The sequence below is a fragment of the Citrobacter meridianamericanus genome, from assembly GCF_041320245.1.
Taxonomy (GTDB): Bacteria; Pseudomonadota; Gammaproteobacteria; order Enterobacterales; family Enterobacteriaceae; genus Citrobacter; species Citrobacter meridianamericanus.
Window position 1 is genome coordinate 2,549,619 of sequence record NZ_CP101036.1, and the last position, 20,100, is coordinate 2,569,718.

The following is a 20,100-nucleotide window of genomic DNA, read 5'->3' on the forward strand; positions in this document are numbered from 1 at the left end:
CTGCAAGATATTACGTCAAGCTGACAGGAAATAATTAACGGTACTTTTGGGTGCATTTTGAGACGTAGGGGCGGGTTTTGGGCGAAACAATAGCACTATTGTCTGAGCCCATCGAAATTTATGTGTATCAAATAATCGGTAAATCATTGAAAGAGGGGAGAACCTTCTGCCAGATCGGTAAATCAGGAAATTTAGCGATTTGACAGAAGGATAATTGCGATGCTTGCGAAAAGATTACGCAACGTTACGCGTGTGGCCAGCAAGAACGGCCAGTGCATCGCTATTCTCAATAGTGATGTATTTACCTTTCACTGCGAGCATGCCACTTTTCTGGAAACGTCCTAGTAGTCGGCTGATGGTTTCAACCGTCAGACCGAGGTAGTTACCAATATCGCCACGGGTCATCGTCAGACGGAATTCGCGCGGGGAGAATCCGCGTTGGGCGAAACGACGGGACAAGTTATAGATGAAGGCCGCTAAGCGTTCTTCTGCGTTCTTCTTTGACAACAGCAGGATCATATCCTGGTCACCTTTGATCTCGCCGCTCATCAGACGCATCATTTGCTGACGCAGGTTCGGCATTTTACCGGACAGGTCATCAAGGGTTTCGAAAGGAATTTCGCATACCATTGAGGTTTCCAGCGCCTGGGCAAAGCTCGGGTGATGGCCGCTGCCAATCGCATCAAAGCCAACCAGGTCGCCTGCCAGATGAAAACCGGTAATTTGCTCATCACCTTGCTCGGTAATGGTATAGCTTTTAATCGTTCCGGAGCGGATAGCATAGAGTGATTTTAGCTCATCACCTGCTTTAAAGAGCGTCTGCCCCTTTTGGATAGGCTTTTTGCGCTCGATGATGTTATCGAGCTGGTCAAGCTCATGCTCGTTAAGTGTGAACGGGATGCAAAGCTGGCTGATGCTGCAATCCTGGCAATGGATAGCACAACCGCCAGACTGAATGCGCCGTATAATTCGCTTTTCCGGGATCATAGGTCTGCTCAAGCCGTAATTGATATTTGTCAATTTTAACATCTTTTTGGTGAGCGCGTAAGTCTGAGCTACTCCCAAGAGAGAATAATTCAGGCATAACTGAGGTAAATGATTGTATCCTATTGATTAAAAACACTTAATTTAGGATCGCATTGTACGGAAGTGTGATGAATAAGGCATTAATTGCCTGGGATCTAGAGTAACAAATAGCCTTCGTGACGTAATAACCACTCTTTTCGTTGCACGCCGCCGGCATATCCGGTCATGGTGCCGTTACGTCCAATGACGCGATGACAGGGGACCACAATGCTCACCGGGTTTGAACCATTAGCCGCTCCGACAGCTCTGGCTGCGCCTGGACGTCCCAGTTGTTCGGCAAGTTGACCGTAGTGCATGACCTGTCCACAGGGGATAGTGCGCAATGCTTGCCAGACTTCGCGTTGGAAAAGCGTGCCAGCGGTTGCTGTTTCCAACGAATCAATAATGCTGAGGTTCCCGGCAAAATACTCCGACAGCTTATCGCTTAGTCCGCCAGGATTTTTGACTGCCATACGCTGATAGCCTTCTGTGCGGTAATGAATATCCAGCAATTGTTCCATGCGATCGCTGTGTTGGTCCCATTCCACCGCGCGCAGGCGAAATTGCTCATCACAAATAACCCATAGCGGGCCAAGCGGTGTGTCGATGATGTCTTCCAGTAAGTTAAGCATCCGTATCTCTCATTACAGCGTTCAGGCGAGGTGACACATTATCACGCCATTGACCGTTGCAGCTATACCCCTAAAAACGGATATCTGCATGTTATGAGTAGATCTTTTCAGTGGAGTCAAGCGGGTGAATTACTGGAAATAATCGTAAACCGTTGTCGGTATAATAGTGCGCGGTTATGATAACGTTCGTCGTAATTCGCTGGAGGATGAAACATGAACCTGGATGATAATTCGCTGTTTCTTGATGCGATGGGGGATGTTCAACCGCTGAAGGGCTCCGCCGATGTACATTGGCAGCCAACGCGTAATATTCGCACCACGGCGCGTATCGACACGCTTCAACTGGATAACTTTCTCTCTACGGGGTTTCTCGATATTGTTCCGTTGAGCGAGCCGCTGGCTTTTCGGCGCGAAGGTTTGCAGCACGGTGTGACAGATAAACTGCGAACCGGAAAATATCCGCAGCAGGCGAGCCTTAATCTCATCCGCCAACCCGTTGAAACATGCCGTCAGATGCTCTTCAGTTTTATTTTGCAGGCACGGCAGGATGGGTTACGTAACGTGTTAGTGATACATGGCAAGGGGCGTGACGATAACGCTCATGCCAATATTATTCGCAGTTATGTGGCGCGCTGGCTGACAGAATTTGACGATGTGCAGGCCTACTGCACCGCATTGCCGCATCACGGCGGCAGCGGGGCATGCTATGTGGCATTACGTAAAACAGCGCAGGCAAAACAGGAAAACTGGGAGCGTCACGCGAAGCGCAGTCGCTAATCAACGTATACATCAGGCGGCCAAGACTCTGTTTCTGCCTTCGTGCTTGGCCTTGTATAGCGCGTCGTCAACGCGTTTGAATAATTCATCAATACTTTCGTTCGTTTCATGTCGGGCAACGCCAATGCTGACGGTAAAGCGGGGAAGGCCAGGGAGAGTCACCTTTGCGACCGTCGCGCGGATCACTTCTGCAAGGTTGAGAGCAACATCCAGAGACGTTCGCGGCAGAAGCAGCACAAATTCTTCACCACCCCAGCGAAAAATAAGATCGTCTTTTCGTGCACAGGATTCCAGTGTGCGTGCCAGCGCGCAAAGTACTTCATCGCCTTTCAAATGGCCAAACAGATCGTTAATGCTTTTAAAGCGATCAGTATCGATCAACAGCAGGCTGTAGTCCTGCGTCAATGATATCGCATGCGTTTGCTCCGGCTCGGTTACCTGATAAAAATGTCGGCGGTTAAATAATCCCGTTAAAATATCTCGCATGGCCGCACGCTCAAGCTCCTGTTCCAGCCGCTTTTGCTCGGTAATGTCATGAATAATGCACAACATGAGTTTATTACCGTATATTTCGATCGGTCCGGCGTAAGTTTGTACATGACGGGAAGTCCCATCAGCCAGTTTATGGACAAAATGCAAAGGCTTATGACCACCGGGTAGATGGGCGATCTCATGCATCACCGGAAGTATACGGCGGCCCAGCATATTGATTTCCCATGTATGTTTCTGACACATCACATCATGAGTGTATCCATAAAAATTGAGCGCACTGAGATTCGCATCAACGATCAACCCATCGCGGGACGGATCAATAAGTAACATTGGCGCGGAGTTGGTCTGGAAAAAACGTGCATAAAATCCCTGTTTTTTCCGCTGGTAGGTTGCTGAACGACTCGCCTTCAGACCCTGCGCAGTAGGTGTTTCAATACCTTCGAAAAGGATGACTTCACCCATACCCGGCAGGGCTTTAATGGAGAGGCGACTTGCCATCGCGGCCTCCTCACCCTCGCGATAAACCGTGAGAATTTCCACAATATGGTGAAGATTTCGCAAGTCGCTGAGATACATGGTTAAATCATTTTGAACATGCGCTGAAAATGTTCCCATGCGGAGCGGGGAAAAACAGAGATCATGCATTAGCTCCCGTGCAACGTTATTAGCGAATACCAGCTCTTCGGTATGTGGCAAAACAATCCATACCGGAAAGGTTAATAAATCCAGTGAATGCAGCTCGGTTGTGCTCATCGATAATCCCGTTATCTTTATCTGCTGTGTTGCCCGTTAAAAGGCGAATATTTTAGATATTGCGTCTCACAATGTTATTGATTGTCGGTGAGACAAGGGTTGTACGACTGGCATTTGTTTGATGCTGGTTTCTGGTTGTATCAGTTCATGAATCTTATGTGCTGGTAGCGGTTTTGCAAACAAGAAACCTTGCAGCATGCAACAACCCATCTGTGTAAGGAGTATTTCCTGTTCCTGGGTTTCTATTCCTTCTGCCACCACACGCATATTCATGGAGTGAGCTATGTCAATAATGGTAGACACAATTTTTGTGTTTTTGCTGTTCTCACTAATATCTTTGACAAATATCCTGTCAATTTTTAATTCGCGCGCTGGAAGAGACTTCAGCATCAATATATTTGAATAACCCGTACCGAAATCATCAATAGAAACGGTGATCCCCAAAGTAGAGAAAGCATTCAGGACTTCAACGCTGTGTTTTAAATTTTTAAGGGCGGTGCTTTCAGTGAGTTCCAGCGTGAGACAGGCTGGTGGTAGCTGATATTGTGCCAGGGCATTACAAACAACATCAATAATATCATGCTGTTCAAATTGGGCGGGTGAGAGGTTAACGGCGAGCGTCCATTCTGTATTCCCTTGTAATTTCCATTGATACAACTGCAAGCATGCCTGCTGGATAACCCATTTCCCGACGGGAATAATCAGGCCCGTATCTTCCAACGCAGGAAGAAATTCGGCTGGCAGCAGCATGCCGCGCTCCGGATGATGCCAGCGTAATAATGCTTCAAAACCGGTCAGGGAATGATCTCCAGCGGTATATTTGGGCTGATACCATAGCTCAAACTGGTTGCGTTCAAGCGCTTGTGACAGTTCCTGTAAAAATGTCGGCGGCGTATCCGCGATAGCTTCCATTTCAGGATGATAAATAGCCCAGCCGTTTCTGCCCGTCTGTTTGACATGATACATCGCCATATCGGCCTTCACTTTTAGCTCATGCAGCGTTGAGCCATGTTCAGGATAAATGCTGCTCCCAGCACTTAGCGAAACCCGAATGGTATGCCCGAACAAGCTAAAGGGCTCACCGATCACATCGGCAATCCGCGTCAGCAGGGTGGAGATAACCTGCAGGTTGCAGTCAGGGACCAGCAAGATAAATTCATCTCCCCCCAGTCTTGCCAGCGTCATTGAGTCATCAAGGCAGCTGAAGATTCGCTGTGTACTGGCAATCAGTAGCTGATCGCCAATGTGATGTCCCCAGGTATCGTTAACGACTTTAAAACGATCGAGGTCGATAAATACCAACGCGAAATGCTGTTGATGCAGTTTAGAATGCCGAAGGCAGGCCACTAAACAGGTGTCTATTTGCGTACGATTAGCGAGACCGGTCAGCGCGTCGAAGTGAACCTGATGCTCAAGCTGGCAGTTCAACTGATGCAGGTTGTCAGCCAGTCGGGAGGTACGGAGTTGCGAATCCACCATCGAAACCACCAGCATGATCCCCAATATAACAAGCGTGACGGCGCAGACCCAGATAGAAAGCTCTAGCGTGCTGAGACCATCGTGCGCAGTGTGTCCAAAGTGGGTGAACGTAGCAGCTCCCATACCGGTGTAATGCATAGAGGCTATTGCCACCGCCATAATAAAAGCAGCAATAAGCCGATTTATTAGCGCTCGACGGTTATTTTGGCGTAAATGAAAGGCCAGCCACAAACCGACGCCAGATGCAGCGACGGCAATAATCACGGAGAGCAGGATTAGTGAGCGATCCCAGGTTATAGCCACATGTTCGATAATGGCATACATGCCAACATAGTGCATTGTGACAACACCAGCGCTTAATATACTGGTAGCAATGATCAGGCGTTTTGTTGATAGTGTATTACCAGAAATAGCGATATTGATGGCGACTGTCGCAGAAATGAGCGCAATAAAGAACGAAAACGCTGTGAGGGATAAATGATAATTTATTGGCATACTCATTTTCATGGCCAGCATACCAATAAAATGCATCGACCAGATCCCCATACCCAGCGTAGCGCCGCCAGAGAGTCGCCAGAAGGTAGATTCACGTCTGCTGGAAATTGCCACTTTGCCCGCACTGTCGAGAGCAATAAAGGAGGCAATAAACGCGACCACAAAGGAAATCCCAATCAATACAGGGTCCCACGACACGTGCAACATCTTACTACCTATCGAAAAAAAGACGTGATGATAAATTTAGCAGGTTTTGTCCAGTTAACCTGATAAAACCGGGAATGTCCTTGTATTTTTACAATGACTATTAGAGGGAAGGGGCGAACATTGAAAATGACAGTCCTTTACTTATACAAATATTCATCGGGTTTATGATTCTGTGCATTTTGTGCGCACGGCGTGCTTGCCATCACAATAATCTAACGACAAGCTTCAGCCTCATTTTTTGTAGGGTAAAATACTTAATTAATAAAAACTACCAGTATAATTGCCTGCCTTAAGTGAAAGGATTACAAACTCTCATTGAAAGTTCGTCTTTCGTCTCAGCGCTATGGAAATCTTGATTGCAGATGCTATAAAAAATAATATCCATGTTATTTCTTGGCACACAGGACTAAAATGTTAAATGATATTAGTGTCAGAACCTTTATTATTTTATTTCTGCTCATTACGGCGTTTTTTCTAAATGTCGTTGAAATATTTCTTTCGGCCCCCCCAGAGATTATCATTGGGACTAACTCAGTAAGCTTAATTTCTATATTATGTCTATGGTGGTACATGACGAAATATTTGGTCATGCCAATTAATACGGTTAAAAGAAGCATTGAGGAAGTGACGTCCGGGAATCTGGCGATCAGTATTCCAGAGTTTGGCAATAACTGTGCGGGGAGATTAATACCCGGCATTAATAGTTTATCAAGTAATATTTCAACACTGGTTAATGAGATCAGAACATCCTCGCAAACGGCTATGGCGCTTTCTGAACAGCTCGCGGAACGCAGCGCTGAGTTATCAGTAAAGACAGAGCAGCAATCCGGTGCATTAATGCAAACGGCTGCTAACATGGATGAAATAGCGGTCAGCACGCGTAACAATGCAGAGAATACGCAAATGGCGAGTGCTAAGGCCAATATTGCAACGCTATCTGCCCAGCAGGGGGGGGATTTAATGGTGCAGGTCGCAACCAATATGCAGTCGATCACCGAATGTGCGCAGCAGATGACAGAAATTATTACCATGATAGATGGTATTGCATTCCAGACAAATATTCTGGCATTGAATGCCGCTGTAGAAGCGGCGAGAGCGGGAGAGCATGGCAAAGGTTTTTCCGTGGTAGCCGCAGAGGTGCGAATGCTCGCGCATCGTAGCGCAGATGCCGCGAAGAATATTAAACATCTGATTGCCCAAACTCATGAAAACGTTCAGCAAGGTGCGGCTATTGTGCGTGAAGCTGAAAAAAATATGCAGGATATTGTTGGTGGTGCCGGGCAATTAAACCAACTGATGAGCGAGATATTAACCACTACGCAGGAGCAAGAGAAAGGGATCATCAGTATTACTCATGCTCTCGCGGAACTGGAAAACGTGACTCAGAGTAACGCCATTATGGTGGATGAACTGTCAGACTCTTCGGATATTCTGAAAAATCAAGTGACAGACCTCCAGTCTCGAACGCACAAGTTTCGCTTAAGTCACGCTTTTGATTCTGAGAGACGCCAACGGGCTTAACAGAATCGCCTCGCAACAAGCGCCGCATTTGTCGGCGCTTTACTTATTATCAGATACTTTTATGAGTCATTTCAGCACAATGGGACAATGAGATATTGCTTAACATATTCTGACGGCTAGACTAACGAAAAAAGCTGAATGTTTGTGGAGGCGCTGTGGAAGCCATTAAGGGAACGGATGTTAATGTGCCGGATGCCGTATTTGCATGGCTGTTGGATGGCCGTGGTGGGGTGAAACCACTGGAAGATAACGATGTTATCGACACTCAGCATGCCTGCTGGCTGCATCTTAATTATACTCATCCTGAAAGTGCGCAATGGCTGGCGACAACGCCTTTACTTCCCAATAACGTGCGTGATGCGCTGGCGGGTGAAAGCACGCGTCCGCGCGTCAGCAGAGTAGGAGAAGGTACGTTAATCACGCTGCGGTGTATCAATGGCAGTACAGACGAGCGGCCTGACCAACTGGTAGCGATGCGTTTATATATGGATGAACGTCTGATTGTCTCAACGCGTCAGCGCAAAGTGCTGGCACTGGATGACGTAGTCAGCGACCTCCAGGAAGGTACAGGGCCAGCTGATTGTGGCGGTTGGCTGGTGGATGTCTGTGATGCACTGACCGATCATGCCAGCGAATTTATCGAACAGTTGCACGACAAAATTATCGATCTGGAAGATAACCTGCTCGATCAGCAGATCCCGCCGCGTGGCTTCTTGGCATTACTGCGTAAGCAGTTAATTGTGATGCGCCGTTATATGGCACCACAGCGTGATGTCTATGCCCGTCTGGCGAGCGAACGGTTGTCCTGGATGACTGACGACCATCGGCGACGGATGCAGGATATTGCTGACAGGCTGGGGAGAGGGCTGGATGAAATCGATGCCTGTATTGCCAGGACCGGTATTATGGCAGATGAAATTGCGCAGGTGATGCAGGAGTCTCTGGCTCGCCGAACTTATACAATGTCATTGATGGCAATGGTTTTTCTTCCCAGCACTTTTTTAACCGGGTTGTTTGGCGTTAACCTCGGCGGTATCCCTGGTGGTGGCTGGCAATTTGGCTTCTCACTTTTTTGTATTCTGTTAGTGGTCCTGATTGGTGGTGTTACTTTATGGTTGCATCGTAGTAAATGGTTGTAACAACAACGTTTTTTAGTGACTTTTGCGCATGAAAACGTGCTGGTTTTTGAGCGAAGTCAATAAACCATCTACCTATTCGGGGCAATATCTCTCTCGCAGGTGAATGCAACGTCAAGCGATGGGCGTTGCGCTCCATATTGTCTTACTTCCTTTTTTGAATTACTGCATAGCACAATTGATTCGTACGACGCCGACTTAGATTAGTCGGCTTTTTTTTGCCTGCAGGAAATCAACGTCTACCCTAAAAGAGTCAGTCTCAATAACTGGAGGGGTATATGAGTTGTCTGATTGTATCGCCACACACTGATTCACTACCGACCGATCCGGTTCCCATTCCCGATCCCATTCCTCGTCCGCAGCCAATGCCGGATCCGCCACCGGACGAAGAGCCGATTAAATTGTCGCATCGTGGGCGCAGATCTGCGAGGATACGCGCCTGCTGAATGTAAGTTTTTATCGCGAGATTAAATTGTGACTGCTTTTTCAACCCTGAATGTTCTACCTGCTACCCAACTCGAGAATCTTAACGAGCTGGGTTATCTTGAAATGACGCCTGTTCAGGCTGCTGCATTACCGGCAATCCTGGCAGGTAAAGATGTTCGCGTGCAGGCTAAAACCGGCAGTGGCAAAACGGCGGCTTTTGGTCTCGGATTATTACAGCATATTGATGCCATACTGTTTCAGACACAATCGCTGGTGCTGTGTCCGACGCGTGAGCTTGCCGACCAGGTGGCGGGTGAGCTGCGTCGCTTAGCCCGCTTTCTGCCAAACACCAAGATCTTAACGTTGTGCGGTGGGCAGCCTTTTGGTGCACAGCGTGATTCTCTGCAGCATGCGCCTCATATTATTGTCGCCACGCCGGGGCGTTTACTCGACCACCTGCAAAAAGGCACCGTTTCTCTGGATGCTTTGAATACACTGGTCATGGATGAAGCCGACCGTATGTTGGATATGGGTTTTAGCGATGCGATTGATGATGTTATCCGCTTTGCGCCTGCTTCTCGCCAGACCTTGCTGTTTTCTGCGACCTGGCCGGAGGCCATTGCCGCCATCAGTGGCCGGGTGCAACAAAATCCATTAACCATTGAAATTGATACCGTTGATTCGCTACCGGCGATTGAGCAGCAGTTTTTCGAAACCTCCAGCCACGGCAAAATTCCGCTGCTGCAAAAATTGCTCAGCCAGCATCAGCCTGCTTCATGTGTCGTTTTTTGCAACACCAAAAAAGACTGTCAGGCCGTGTGTGACGCACTGAATGCGGCGGGGCAAAGTGCTCTTTCACTGCATGGCGATCTGGAACAGCGCGATCGCGACCAGACGCTGGTGCGTTTTGCCAACGGCAGCGCACGCGTTCTGGTTGCCACCGATGTCGCTGCGCGTGGCCTGGATATTAAATCACTCGAGCTGGTGGTTAACTTCGAACTGGCGTGGGATCCGGAAGTTCATGTCCATCGTATCGGACGTACCGCGCGTGCCGGCAACAGCGGTCTGGCGATTAGCTTCTGTGCGCCAGAAGAAGCCCAGCGAGCCAATATTCTTTCAGAAATGCTGCAACTGAAGCTGAACTGGCTGCCTGCGCCCGCTAACGTCTCGGTTCTGCCTCTTGAAGCAGAGATGGCGACGTTATGCATTGATGGCGGTAAAAAAGCTAAAATGCGTCCCGGCGATGTTCTGGGTGCACTGACGGGTGATATTGGACTGGATGGTGCCGATATCGGTAAGATTGCCGTTCATCCGGCGCATGTTTATGTCGCTGTTCGTCAGACTGTAGCGCATAAGGCATGGAAGCAATTGCAAAATGGTAAAATTAAAGGCAAAACCTGCCGGGTTCGTTTATTGAAATAAACGCCCACTGAAATGTCTGGTGGCGCTTTGCTCATCAGGCCTACAGGCGCGTATGCACATTGTAGGCCGGATGAGACGTTTATGCCGCCATCTGGCATTCTCGACTTACTTCACTTCCACCACGTTCAGACGCAACTCATCCAGTTGAGCATCATCTTCTTCTGGTTGCCAGCCCGCAGGCTGCAGCGGGATCTCTTCACGATCGAACGCTAAATCACCACCGTCCACAACCTCTGAACCGTGCCTGATGCCTTTAAAATCGAACAGATTGATATCGCTTAGATGTGAAGGTACAACGTTCTGCATCGCGCTGAACATGGTTTCAATGCGCCCTGGATAGCGTTTGTCCCAGTCGCGCAGCATGTCGGCAATGACCTGACGCTGAAGGTTCGGCTGTGAGCCGCACAGGTTGCACGGAATAATCGGGAAACCCTTCGCTTCGGAGAAGCGCTCGATATCTTTCTCGCGGCAGTAAGCCAGTGGACGAATAACGATATGCTTACCGTCATCGCTCATCAGCTTCGGCGGCATGCCTTTCATTTTCCCGCCGTAGAACATGTTTAAAAACAGCGTTTGCAGGATGTCGTCACGATGGTGCCCGAGCGCGATCTTGGTGGCGCCTAACTCAGTTGCCGTGCGATACAGAATACCGCGACGCAGGCGAGAGCAGAGTGAGCAGGTCGTTTTGCCTTCAGGGATTTTATCTTTGACAATCCCGTAAGTATTTTCTTCGACAATCTTATACTCAACGCCCAGCTGTTCCAGATACTCTGGCAGGATGTGCTCCGGGAAACCAGGTTGTTTCTGATCGAGATTAACCGCAACTAAGGAAAAACTGATTGGGGCACTTTGCTGCAAATTGCGCAGGATCTCCAGCATGGTATAGCTGTCTTTCCCTCCGGAAAGGCACACCATAATGCGATCGCCGTCTTCGATCATATTGAAGTCGGCAATGGCTTCGCCCACGTTACGACGCAGACGTTTTTGCAACTTGTTCAGGTTGTATTGTTCTTTCTTGCTAATATCTTGATTTTGCGACATTTAATAGAGGCTCAATTCATAGTGTGGCATCAGAAGAGTATGCATCACGCCGGATAGTCCGGCAAAAAAAGTCTGATATGAAAACAGTGGCGTGTATGGTACGGATAAGCGGGAAAAATGTCAGCACATTTAGGGCAGGAATCGTGAGGTATAAGTGGTAGAAATAAAAAGCCCGCAGCGATGTGCGGGCCAGACAGCTTAGCGGACTACCAGTACCGAACACTCCGCGTGACGTACCACCGCTGCGGCGTTAGAGCCCAGCAGGTAGGTGGTGATGTCAGGTCGGTGTGAGGCAATAATGACCATATCAGCCGGTAATTTTTTAGCAATCTCCAGAATCTTATCTTTCGGTGCACCTTCTGCGACATGAATGTGCACTCTGTCCGTTGGGATATTGAATTTCTTGATAATCTCTTCCAGTTGAGATTTTGCCTCGGCTTTCAGATCGTCCATGGCCGGTAACTCTGCTGAGTAGGCCAAACCCAGGGAAGCGTAATAGGGCAGTGACGGAATAACGGTCAGAAAATGGACCTGCGCATCGTCAATTTTGGCCTCCGCTTCAACATGGGCAATAACGCGTTGAGTTAATTCTGAGTCTGAAATATCGATGGGTACAAGAATCGTTCTGTTCATAAAACCTCCTGTTTAAGCATCCACCTAAAGCTTACCGCGTAATGGCACTTTATGTACAATGACAAAGATCACATTTTGGCATCACTTTATTTTGATTTCAGGAAACTTGCCTCTTATTACGCCGTCGTAAAATCGACCTTTAGAGACCACGCTCAGGAAATCACGAAAAATACGCGCAGGGACATGCTGATATTGCAGGGTAGCCAATTGGTGAAAGCGAATTTCCAGCGTGTGAGAGGATTCGTCATAGCCGACGGATGCAATACGGGATGATTTTACAGGATGATGATTCATTGCAGGTATCCTCTACTACAGGTCTTAATGAAGATATCATCTATCAAAGAGGTGTTTTAATACAATAGATATAATATTTCGATCTGAATAAAACAGATTGGTTACCAAAGAAAGAATAGCCCGCTGTTGCCAGCGGGCTGACGGATTAGAACTGGTAAACCAGACCTAATGCGACAACATCATCAGTAGAGATGTTGTTACGAGTGTAGAAGCTGTCATCTTCGTCCAGCAGGTTGATTTTATAATCAACATAGGTGGACATGTTTTTGTTGAAGTAGTAGGTAGCGCCGATATCAGCATATTTAACCAGGTCTTTGTCACCGTCGGTAGCGTTCAGGTCTTTCCCTTTAGACATCAGGAAAGATACAGCCGGACGCAGACCGAAGTCGAACTGGTATTGTGCAGTGACTTCGAAGTTCTGGGTTTTATTGGCTACGCCGCTGTCGCCGTACGGTGTCATGTTACGGGTTTCGGAGTACATGGTTGCCAGGTAGATGTTGTTGGCATCGTATTTCAGGCCGGTCGTCCACGCGTCAGCTGTATCCCCGCCGGCAACGTTGCCACCAGCTTTACCTGCGTTAACCTGATCGTTAGTACGGTCAGAAGTAGAGTATGCCGCACCGAAGCTTACACCCATACCCAGATCGTAAGTAGAGGAGATACCGAAGCCATCACCGTTAGAGTTCTGAACGTTACGATCGCTGCCGTTACCGGTGCCTTCCTGTTCATCACCCGCTTGTTCGTTCGCACCCTGATACTGCAATGCAAAGTTCAGGCCGTTCACCAGACCGAAGAAGTCAGTGTTACGATAAGTTGCTACGCCGTTAGCACGGCCAGTCATAAAGTTATCAGCATAGGTGTAGGAGTCGCCGCCAAACTCTGGCAGCATATCGGTCCAGCCTTCTACGTCGTACAGTACGCCATAATTACGACCGTAATCGAATGAACCGTAGTCGCCGAATTTCAGACCTGCAAAGGCCAGACGTGTGAAGTTGTTGTTGCGGTTGCTTTCAGTGGTGTTGGCATTGACCTGATATTCCCATTGACCGTAGCCGGTGAGCATATCGTTGATCTGAGTTTCGCCTTTGAAACCGCCACGAACATAGGTCTGATCGCCATCTTTGTTGGCGTCATCAGAGAAATAACGCAGACCATCTACTTTACCGTAGAGATCTAATTTGTTGCCGTCTTTATTATAAACTTCAGCAGCGTGAGTTGCGCCTGCAGCCAGCAGGGCAGGAATGACGAGAGCCAGTACTTTTCTGTTCATTGAAATAATCCTTTAGTTTTTTTATTTACCTGTGACTACCCATACGGGGAGTAAAAGCATGCTAAAGGATAAGTTCCGTAAAGGGATAAATATGAATTGTTACGCCTTAAGTATAACCTTAAATAAATAATTCTACAGAAATGGTGATAATTACGATGAATATATAAAATGGATATATATAAAATAAAAATTATACAAGTGAATTGTGTTGAGTTATTCTGCGCGGGTTATATGCCTTTATTGTCACTTCTTGTTTTTCGTTGGGGGATTTGTCTCAGGACTGATTAGCCAGCGAATAAATTGACAAGCCCGAACAAACTGTTCGGGCTTTTTTTATCCTCGACTAATACTTAACGACACGTATTAATCGGTGCTGCTTTTTTCCGCTTTCCCTGCCAGTTGGGCCAGGAAGTCATAGCGTTTTTGCAAATCAGCGGTCGCATCCTTCCACAATTGCTCGGCCACTTCCGGTTGCTGTGCATTCAGACGGCGGAAGCGCTGCTCGTTCATCAATGTCTCAGCCAGCGCGTCTGACGGCGGGCGAGAGTCCAGCGCCAGCGGCAGTTTACCTTCGTCTGCACGGCGCGGATCAAAGCGATACAGTGGCCAGAATCCGGTTGCCGTGAGCTGGCGCATCTGATCGTGGCTTAACGCGAGGTCGTAGCCATGTTCCTCACATGGGCTATAGGCGATAATCAGCGACGGACCTGGATAGGCTTCCGCTTCCTGAATCGCTTTCACCGTCTGATTCAACTGCGCCCCCAGAGAAATCTGTGCAACATACACGTGCCCGTACATCATCATACTGACGCCAAGATCTTTACGTGCCTTGCGCTTGCCGTGTTCACCAAATTTGGTGACGGCTCCGAGCGGTGTGGCTTTCGACGCTTGTCCACCCGTGTTGGAGTAGCACTGGGTGTCCAGTACCAAAATATTGACGTTCTCGGTCAGGCTCAGGACGTGATCCAGGCCGCCAAAACCAATATCGTAAGCCCAGCCATCGCCGCCAATCAGCCAGATGGATTTCTCGACCAGTGCGTCGGCATCGGTTAACAGTTGCTGCGCGCCTTCGACATCTTTCAGATGCTGGCGCAGCGCGGCAACTTGTTCACGACGTACTTCTGGCGTTGCTTCGGCGTGCAGGGCGTCATTCAGTTCAGCCGGAATGTTATCGGCAAACTGTTCCAGTAAGCGCATAACGCGCACACGGTGTTGATCCACCGTCAGACGGAAGCCCAGACCGAATTCGGCGTTATCCTCAAACAGTGAGTTTGCCCACGCGGGTCCACGGCCGTTGGCGTCGGTGGTATACGGTGTTGAGGGCAGGTTGCCACCATAAATCGATGAACAGCCGGTCGCATTGGCGATCAGCATGCGGTCGCCGTAAAGCTGCGTAAGCAGTTTGATATACGGCGTTTCACCACAACCGGAGCAGGCACCAGAATATTCAAACAGCGGCGTTATCAACTGCGAGGTACGAATATCAATGCGTTCCAGTTTAGTGCGATCAATCTCAGGCAGATCAAGGAAGAAGTCATAGTTAACTTTTTCTTCTTCAACATGCTCAAGCCGCGACATCATATTGATGGCCTTGATCTCCGGGTTTTGCCTGTCTTTCGCCGGGCACACTTCGACGCACAAATTACAGCCGGTGCAATCCTCTGGCGCAACCTGCAGAACATATTTCTGACCGCGCATATCGCGTGATTTCACATCCAGAGAGTGCAGGCTGGCAGGGGCGTTTTCCATCGCTTCTGGTGAGACGACCTTGGCGCGGATAGCCGAGTGCGGACAGGCGGCAACGCAGTGGTTACACTGAGTACACAGATCTTCTTTCCAGATGGGGATCTCTTCGGCGATATTGCGTTTTTCCCAACGCGTGGTGCCCATCGGCCAGGTGCCGTCTGGCGGCAGCGCTGAAACGGGGAGGGCATCGCCCAGGCCGGCGAGCATTGCAGCGGTGACGGTTTTCACGAAATCAGGCGCGGCATCAGAAACCACCGGTGGGCGGTTAGCGCTATGTGGATCAACCGGCTGCAGCGCCACTTCGGCGACCGACTCACGCGCCAGGGCCAGCGCCTGCCAGTTACGTTCAACCAGGTCCTGACCTTTACTGCTATAGCTTTTGGCAATCGCCCCCTGCAATTCAATCAGCGCGCTGTCACCTGGTAAGATTTGCGTCAGATGGAAGAATGCCATCTGCATCACGGTGTTAATACGCGCAGCCAGACCGCACTCGCGGGCGATTTTCGCCGCATTAATAACGTAGAAACGCGCTTTCTTTTGATTCAGAACCGCCTGAACTTCCTGTGGCAGACGCGCCCAGACTTCATCCACGTTGTACGGCGTATTTAGCAGGAAAATACCGCCCGGTTTCAGGCGCTCGACCATCTGATACTTATCGATAAATTGCAACTGATGACAGCCAACAAAATCGGCCTGTGACACAAGATAAGCAGAGCGAATAGGTTGCTCGCTGACGCGCAGGTGAGAAACTGTCAGACCGCCTGCTTTTTTCGAGTCATAGACGAAATAACCCTGCGCATACCACGGTGTCGAGTTACCGATAATCTTGATATTGTTTTTGGTGGCCGACACGCTACCGTCACTGCCCAGCCCATAAAACAGTGCTTCAAGCTTCGCGGTACCGGGTAGGGTGTTTTCCGGTAGTGGTAGTGACAGGTTGGTGACATCATCATAGATACCGACCGTAAAGCGAGGTTTCGGCTTCGCGCTAGTCAGCTCATTAAAGACCGCCATGACGCAGTCCGGTCCAAACTCTTTGGAAGAAAGTCCATAACGTCCGCCAATCACGCGTGGTAGGGTTTCCCGCTCGCCGCAATTAAAGGCTTCCGCCAGCGCGGTCATCACATCCAGATACAGTGGTTCTGCCTGGGCACCCGGCTCTTTGGTGCGATCCAGAACGGCGATGCTCCGTACGGTTTCCGGCAGGGCGCGCAGTAGATGTCTGGCAGAAAATGGGCGGAACAGACGCACTTTCAGTACGCCGACTTTCTCGCCGCGAGCCTGCAACTCTTCGACGACTTCTTCGCAGGTGCCAATTGCCGAGCCCATCAAAATAATGACGAGTTCTGCCTGCGGATGACCGTAATATTCAAAGGGGTGATACTGGCGGCCCGTCGCCGCGGCGAAGTCGTTCATCGCCTGTTCGACGTTTTCGTAAACCGCGTTGTACCAGGGGTTTGTCGCTTCGCGCGACTGGAAGTAGGTATCCGGGTTTGCAGATGTACCGCGAATAACCGGATGCTCCGGATTAAGCGCGCGGGCGCGGTGAGCATCGATTTCCGCCTGCGGCATCAGTCCGAGGATCGTGTCATCGGCCAGCGGCACAATTTTATTGATTTCATGCGAAGTACGGAAACCATCAAAGAAATGAATGAACGGAACCCGACTTTTCAGGGTGGCCATTTGCGAAATGAGCGCAAAGTCCTGTGCTTCCTGCACGCTACTGGCACACAGCATCGCACAACCCGTCTGGCGCACCGCCATTACATCGGAATGATCGCCAAAGATCGACAACGCGTGAGTGGCAATCGTACGTGCCGCCACGTGCAGTACAAACGGGGTCAACTGACCGGCCAGTTTGTACAGCGTCGGGATCATCAGCAACAGGCCCTGCGATGAAGTAAACGATGTAGAGAGCGCGCCGGTCTGCAATGCGCCGTGAACGGTCGCGATCGCACCGCCTTCCGACTGCATTTCTACGACGCGAGGAGTATCCCCCCAGACGTTTTTAAGCCCGTTCCCGGCCCAGGCATCCGCTTGTTCAGCCATCGTCGAACTGGGCGTAATCGGGTAGATGGCGATAACTTCGCTGGTACGAAATGCGACCGAAGCAACCGCACCATTACCGTCAATTGTGATCATACTGACACCCTTACATTGCGCAAAAAGAGGGACCCGCATAACCGCGGCGAATCCTGTAGTTATATCTTTCTATTTTAGCAAAAGCGCTAAAGACAGATTTTCGCTTTTGTGTCCTGGGAATAATCAGAATGAATGGTTTGATCAAAGGAGCAGCCAAAAAATTGCCAGAAAATGTAAACAACGCGCATAAATGCGCATTTTGCCTCTCGACGGCAGTGTTTCCGCTGCCTATTATTTATGGCTGTGTCGTTTGGTTAATATTCAGAGGGGAGTAAAATGCGCGCAGCGTTTTGGGTAGGGTGTGCCGCGTTATTATTATCGGCTTGTAGCAATGAACCTGTTCAACAGGCGACCGCCGCTCATGTCGCACCGGGAATGAAGGCCGCAATGTCCAGTTCTGGAGAGGCAAATTGCGCCATGATTGGAGGTTCGCTCTCCGTTGCACGCCAACTGGATGGTTCAGCCATCGGCATGTGTGCGTTACCCAACGGCAAACGCTGTAGTGAGCAGTCGCTTGCCGCCGGAAGCTGTGGCAACTATTAAGCCACCGCGTTTCCTACATTAAATCCGCAAGTTTATACGTCAGCGTTTGTTCCGCTGTCGCCAGCGTTAATTGGTCAGCTGTCAGATCGACCTGTGCGCCTTGCTTAAACATGTCGCTGACGATCCCGTCGAGCGCGTTAAGCTGTGGATCGGCGCACATCATGCGGGTCATTGCCATATCTTTGACCTTCAACTCGCCGTCGGACAGCTTGCCCTGACCGTGGAATTGATTACACATCTTTCCCGATACCGTCATGTTTTCGCCAAAACTTAATTCGGGTGGATTATTAGCGATGGTGACGGCTTTACCATTCACGCTCTGCAAAACGAAGCGGTGGTGCTGCAACTGTTCGCGATTGACGGAAACTTTTCCATTGCTCACACAGCCAGCCATCAGCATGCTGAGCGCAATCAACGTGACAACTTTCTTCATTGTATTTCTCTGGGTTTGTGACGGGGAAACATTCAATATAATAATGATACTGTGTGTTTTATCATCGGTGATTGTCTGAAAATGCTCCCCTGAAGCCAGGGGAGCACGGAAATCAGGAGAGGGCGTTTGGACAGGTTTCGCCTTTGGAGATTTGTGCCAGATTCTGTAGCGTAGTCTCAGAAATACTGGTTAGAGCTTCGGCTGTCAGGAACGCCTGATGCCCGGTGAACAGCACGTTATGACAGGCCGACAGGCGACGGAACACATCATCCTGAATCACGTCATTGGATTTATCTTCAAAGAACAGATCACGTTCGTTTTCATACACGTCCATACCCAGAGACCCAATTTTCTGGTTTTTCAGCGCATCGATAGCGGCTTGCGAATCGATCAACGCCCCGCGACTGGTGTTGATAACCATCACGCCATTTTTCATTTGCTCAAAGGCTTCGTGATTGAGCAAATGATAATTCTCCGGCGTTAATGGACAGTGCAGGGAGATAACATCGGACGCCGCAAACAGCGTTTTCAGATCGACATATTCAACGCCTAACTCCAGCGCAGCAGCGCTTGGATAGGGATCAAACGCCAGCAGGCGCATACCAAAACCTTTCAGGATCCGCAGGGCCGCAATACCGATTTTACCGGTACCGATCACCCCAGCCGTTTTGCCATACATGGTAAAACCGGTCAGCCCCTCAAGAGAGAAGTTGGCATCACGGGTGCGTTGATAGGCACGGTGAATACGGCGATTCAGCGTCATCATCATGCCAATCGCATGCTCAGCGACGGCTTCCGGTGAATAGGCTGGTACACGTACTACCTGCAGACCCAGCTCTTTTGCCGCGTCGAGATCGACGTTGTTGAACCCGGCACAACGCAGCGCGATATATTTCACGCCATGCTTTTTCAGCTCTTCCAAAACAGGGCGGCTGCCATCATCGTTGACGAAAATGCACACGGCTTCACAGCCATGGGCGGTTTTAGCTGTTTTTTCCGTCAGCAGAAAGTCAAAGAATTCAAGTTCAAAACCAAAAGTCTCGTTAACCTGCTGCAGATACTTCTTGTCGTACTGTTTTGTACTATAGATGGCGAGTTTCATAAGACTTTCTCCAGTGATTTTGACGTCACATTAATTCAATTAAAATTATTTTACAAAATATAAAAAATTATTGATAGTCATGGACGTAATGAATAATTCCAACGCATATCTGGTTAGTGTGGGCAGATTACGCGTTTTCAACAACTGGAGAATTTTCATCCAGCTCATGACGGTCAATACAACGTGGTTAAAAAGCCAGCCGAATCACATCCAGGCAGCTACGCTTATACAGGTAGCAAATATCGGGAGGAGTCATGTTAACTCACTCTGAAGCAAAACGATGGGCCACCTTAATGCTGAAGGCGGCATTATGTGATGGTATGAAACCTGACGAGATTTCCCGACAGGTACATCTGGTCTGCGATCATCACGGTAGGGAGTGCCTGGAAGAACTTATTGAGGAAATTCTGATCGAAGCGGGCCGTATAGGACCTAAACATAGCGATGGACAAATGAGGTCTCATTAAGTCCGAATCTTTATCTGTCAGACG

Annotated in this window: 18 protein-coding genes; 7 read left to right on the forward strand and 11 right to left on the reverse strand. The window is 49.2% G+C overall.

The genetic code is table 11. From position 1 onward, the window contains the following. Positions 1 to 234: 234 nt before the first annotated feature. Together fnr and ogt are read right to left on the reverse strand one after the other, a co-directional pair. Entirely contained in the window at positions 235 to 987 is a 753-nt protein-coding gene (gene fnr, locus NMD08_RS12270) for a fumarate/nitrate reduction transcriptional regulator Fnr (protein ID WP_003020397.1), read from the reverse strand. Between the two features lie 194 nt (positions 988 to 1,181). Next, complete coding sequence (gene ogt / locus NMD08_RS12275; RefSeq protein ID WP_151219319.1) at positions 1,182 to 1,697, reverse strand: methylated-DNA--[protein]-cysteine S-methyltransferase; 516 nt, start codon at positions 1,695 to 1,697, stop codon at positions 1,182 to 1,184. A gap of 213 nt (positions 1,698 to 1,910) precedes the next feature. Between ogt and smrA the strand changes: the two genes are divergently transcribed. After that, on the forward strand, positions 1,911 to 2,474 hold the full coding sequence (smrA, locus tag NMD08_RS12280) for a DNA endonuclease SmrA (protein ID WP_370620174.1): 564 nt from the start codon (positions 1,911 to 1,913) through the stop codon (positions 2,472 to 2,474). Positions 2,475 to 2,486: 12 nt separating this feature from the next. Here the strand turns inward: smrA and NMD08_RS12285 are convergent, their stop codons facing one another. Both NMD08_RS12285 and NMD08_RS12290 read right to left on the reverse strand, forming a co-directional pair. After that, positions 2,487 to 3,719, reverse strand: a complete 1,233-nt coding sequence (locus NMD08_RS12285) for a GGDEF domain-containing protein (protein WP_370620175.1) — start codon at positions 3,717 to 3,719, stop codon at positions 2,487 to 2,489. A 66-nt stretch (positions 3,720 to 3,785) separates the two neighbouring features. Continuing rightward, entirely contained in the window at positions 3,786 to 5,900 is a 2,115-nt protein-coding gene (locus tag NMD08_RS12290; protein ID WP_370620176.1) for a putative bifunctional diguanylate cyclase/phosphodiesterase, read from the reverse strand. A 411-nt stretch (positions 5,901 to 6,311) separates the two neighbouring features. Between NMD08_RS12290 and NMD08_RS12295 the strand changes: the two genes are divergently transcribed. The 4 genes from NMD08_RS12295 (at position 6,312) to dbpA (ending at position 10,405) form a co-directional block, all read left to right on the forward strand. Then, complete coding sequence (locus tag NMD08_RS12295; RefSeq protein WP_187252366.1) at positions 6,312 to 7,421, forward strand: methyl-accepting chemotaxis protein; 1,110 nt, start codon at positions 6,312 to 6,314, stop codon at positions 7,419 to 7,421. Between the two features lie 155 nt (positions 7,422 to 7,576). Continuing rightward, entirely contained in the window at positions 7,577 to 8,560 is a 984-nt protein-coding gene (zntB, locus tag NMD08_RS12300) for a zinc transporter ZntB (RefSeq protein WP_151219316.1), read from the forward strand. Positions 8,561 to 8,835: 275 nt separating this feature from the next. Beyond that, positions 8,836 to 9,003, forward strand: coding sequence for a hypothetical protein (locus NMD08_RS12305; protein ID WP_187252367.1), 168 nt, complete (start codon positions 8,836 to 8,838; stop codon positions 9,001 to 9,003). A gap of 28 nt (positions 9,004 to 9,031) precedes the next feature. After that, complete coding sequence (gene dbpA, locus NMD08_RS12310) at positions 9,032 to 10,405, forward strand: ATP-dependent RNA helicase DbpA (protein ID WP_370620177.1); 1,374 nt, start codon at positions 9,032 to 9,034, stop codon at positions 10,403 to 10,405. A gap of 105 nt (positions 10,406 to 10,510) precedes the next feature. Here the strand turns inward: dbpA and ttcA are convergent, their stop codons facing one another. From ttcA to nifJ, 5 genes are all read right to left on the reverse strand, one after another. Next, on the reverse strand, positions 10,511 to 11,446 hold the full coding sequence (gene ttcA, locus NMD08_RS12315) for a tRNA 2-thiocytidine(32) synthetase TtcA (RefSeq protein ID WP_016156617.1): 936 nt from the start codon (positions 11,444 to 11,446) through the stop codon (positions 10,511 to 10,513). 198 nt (positions 11,447 to 11,644) lie between these two features. Further along, positions 11,645 to 12,079 (reverse strand): universal stress protein UspF, encoded by a 435-nt coding sequence (uspF, locus tag NMD08_RS12320; protein ID WP_003020369.1) that lies wholly within the window; start codon positions 12,077 to 12,079, stop codon positions 11,645 to 11,647. A gap of 81 nt (positions 12,080 to 12,160) precedes the next feature. After that, the gene (locus tag NMD08_RS12325; RefSeq protein WP_005126657.1) at positions 12,161 to 12,373 is read right to left on the reverse strand and encodes a KTSC domain-containing protein; all 213 of its coding nucleotides are present in this window, start codon (positions 12,371 to 12,373) and stop codon (positions 12,161 to 12,163) included. A gap of 145 nt (positions 12,374 to 12,518) precedes the next feature. Continuing rightward, entirely contained in the window at positions 12,519 to 13,643 is a 1,125-nt protein-coding gene (gene ompC / locus NMD08_RS12330) for a porin OmpC (RefSeq protein WP_151219315.1), read from the reverse strand. Positions 13,644 to 14,006: 363 nt separating this feature from the next. Continuing rightward, complete coding sequence (gene nifJ / locus NMD08_RS12335) at positions 14,007 to 17,531, reverse strand: pyruvate:ferredoxin (flavodoxin) oxidoreductase (RefSeq protein ID WP_370620178.1); 3,525 nt, start codon at positions 17,529 to 17,531, stop codon at positions 14,007 to 14,009. A 276-nt stretch (positions 17,532 to 17,807) separates the two neighbouring features. On the opposite strand from nifJ, the gene NMD08_RS12340 reads away from it, so the two are divergent. Continuing rightward, complete coding sequence (locus NMD08_RS12340; protein ID WP_151219313.1) at positions 17,808 to 18,074, forward strand: DUF333 domain-containing protein; 267 nt, start codon at positions 17,808 to 17,810, stop codon at positions 18,072 to 18,074. Between the two features lie 13 nt (positions 18,075 to 18,087). Here the strand turns inward: NMD08_RS12340 and hslJ are convergent, their stop codons facing one another. Together hslJ and NMD08_RS12350 are read right to left on the reverse strand one after the other, a co-directional pair. Continuing rightward, positions 18,088 to 18,507, reverse strand: coding sequence for a heat shock protein HslJ (hslJ, locus tag NMD08_RS12345; protein ID WP_210905134.1), 420 nt, complete (start codon positions 18,505 to 18,507; stop codon positions 18,088 to 18,090). Positions 18,508 to 18,619: 112 nt separating this feature from the next. Beyond that, on the reverse strand, positions 18,620 to 19,609 hold the full coding sequence (locus NMD08_RS12350; protein WP_210905133.1) for a 2-hydroxyacid dehydrogenase: 990 nt from the start codon (positions 19,607 to 19,609) through the stop codon (positions 18,620 to 18,622). 254 nt (positions 19,610 to 19,863) lie between these two features. On the opposite strand from NMD08_RS12350, the gene NMD08_RS12355 reads away from it, so the two are divergent. After that, positions 19,864 to 20,076, forward strand: coding sequence for a hypothetical protein (locus NMD08_RS12355; RefSeq protein ID WP_151225491.1), 213 nt, complete (start codon positions 19,864 to 19,866; stop codon positions 20,074 to 20,076). The last annotated feature ends 24 nt before the right edge of the window (positions 20,077 to 20,100 follow it).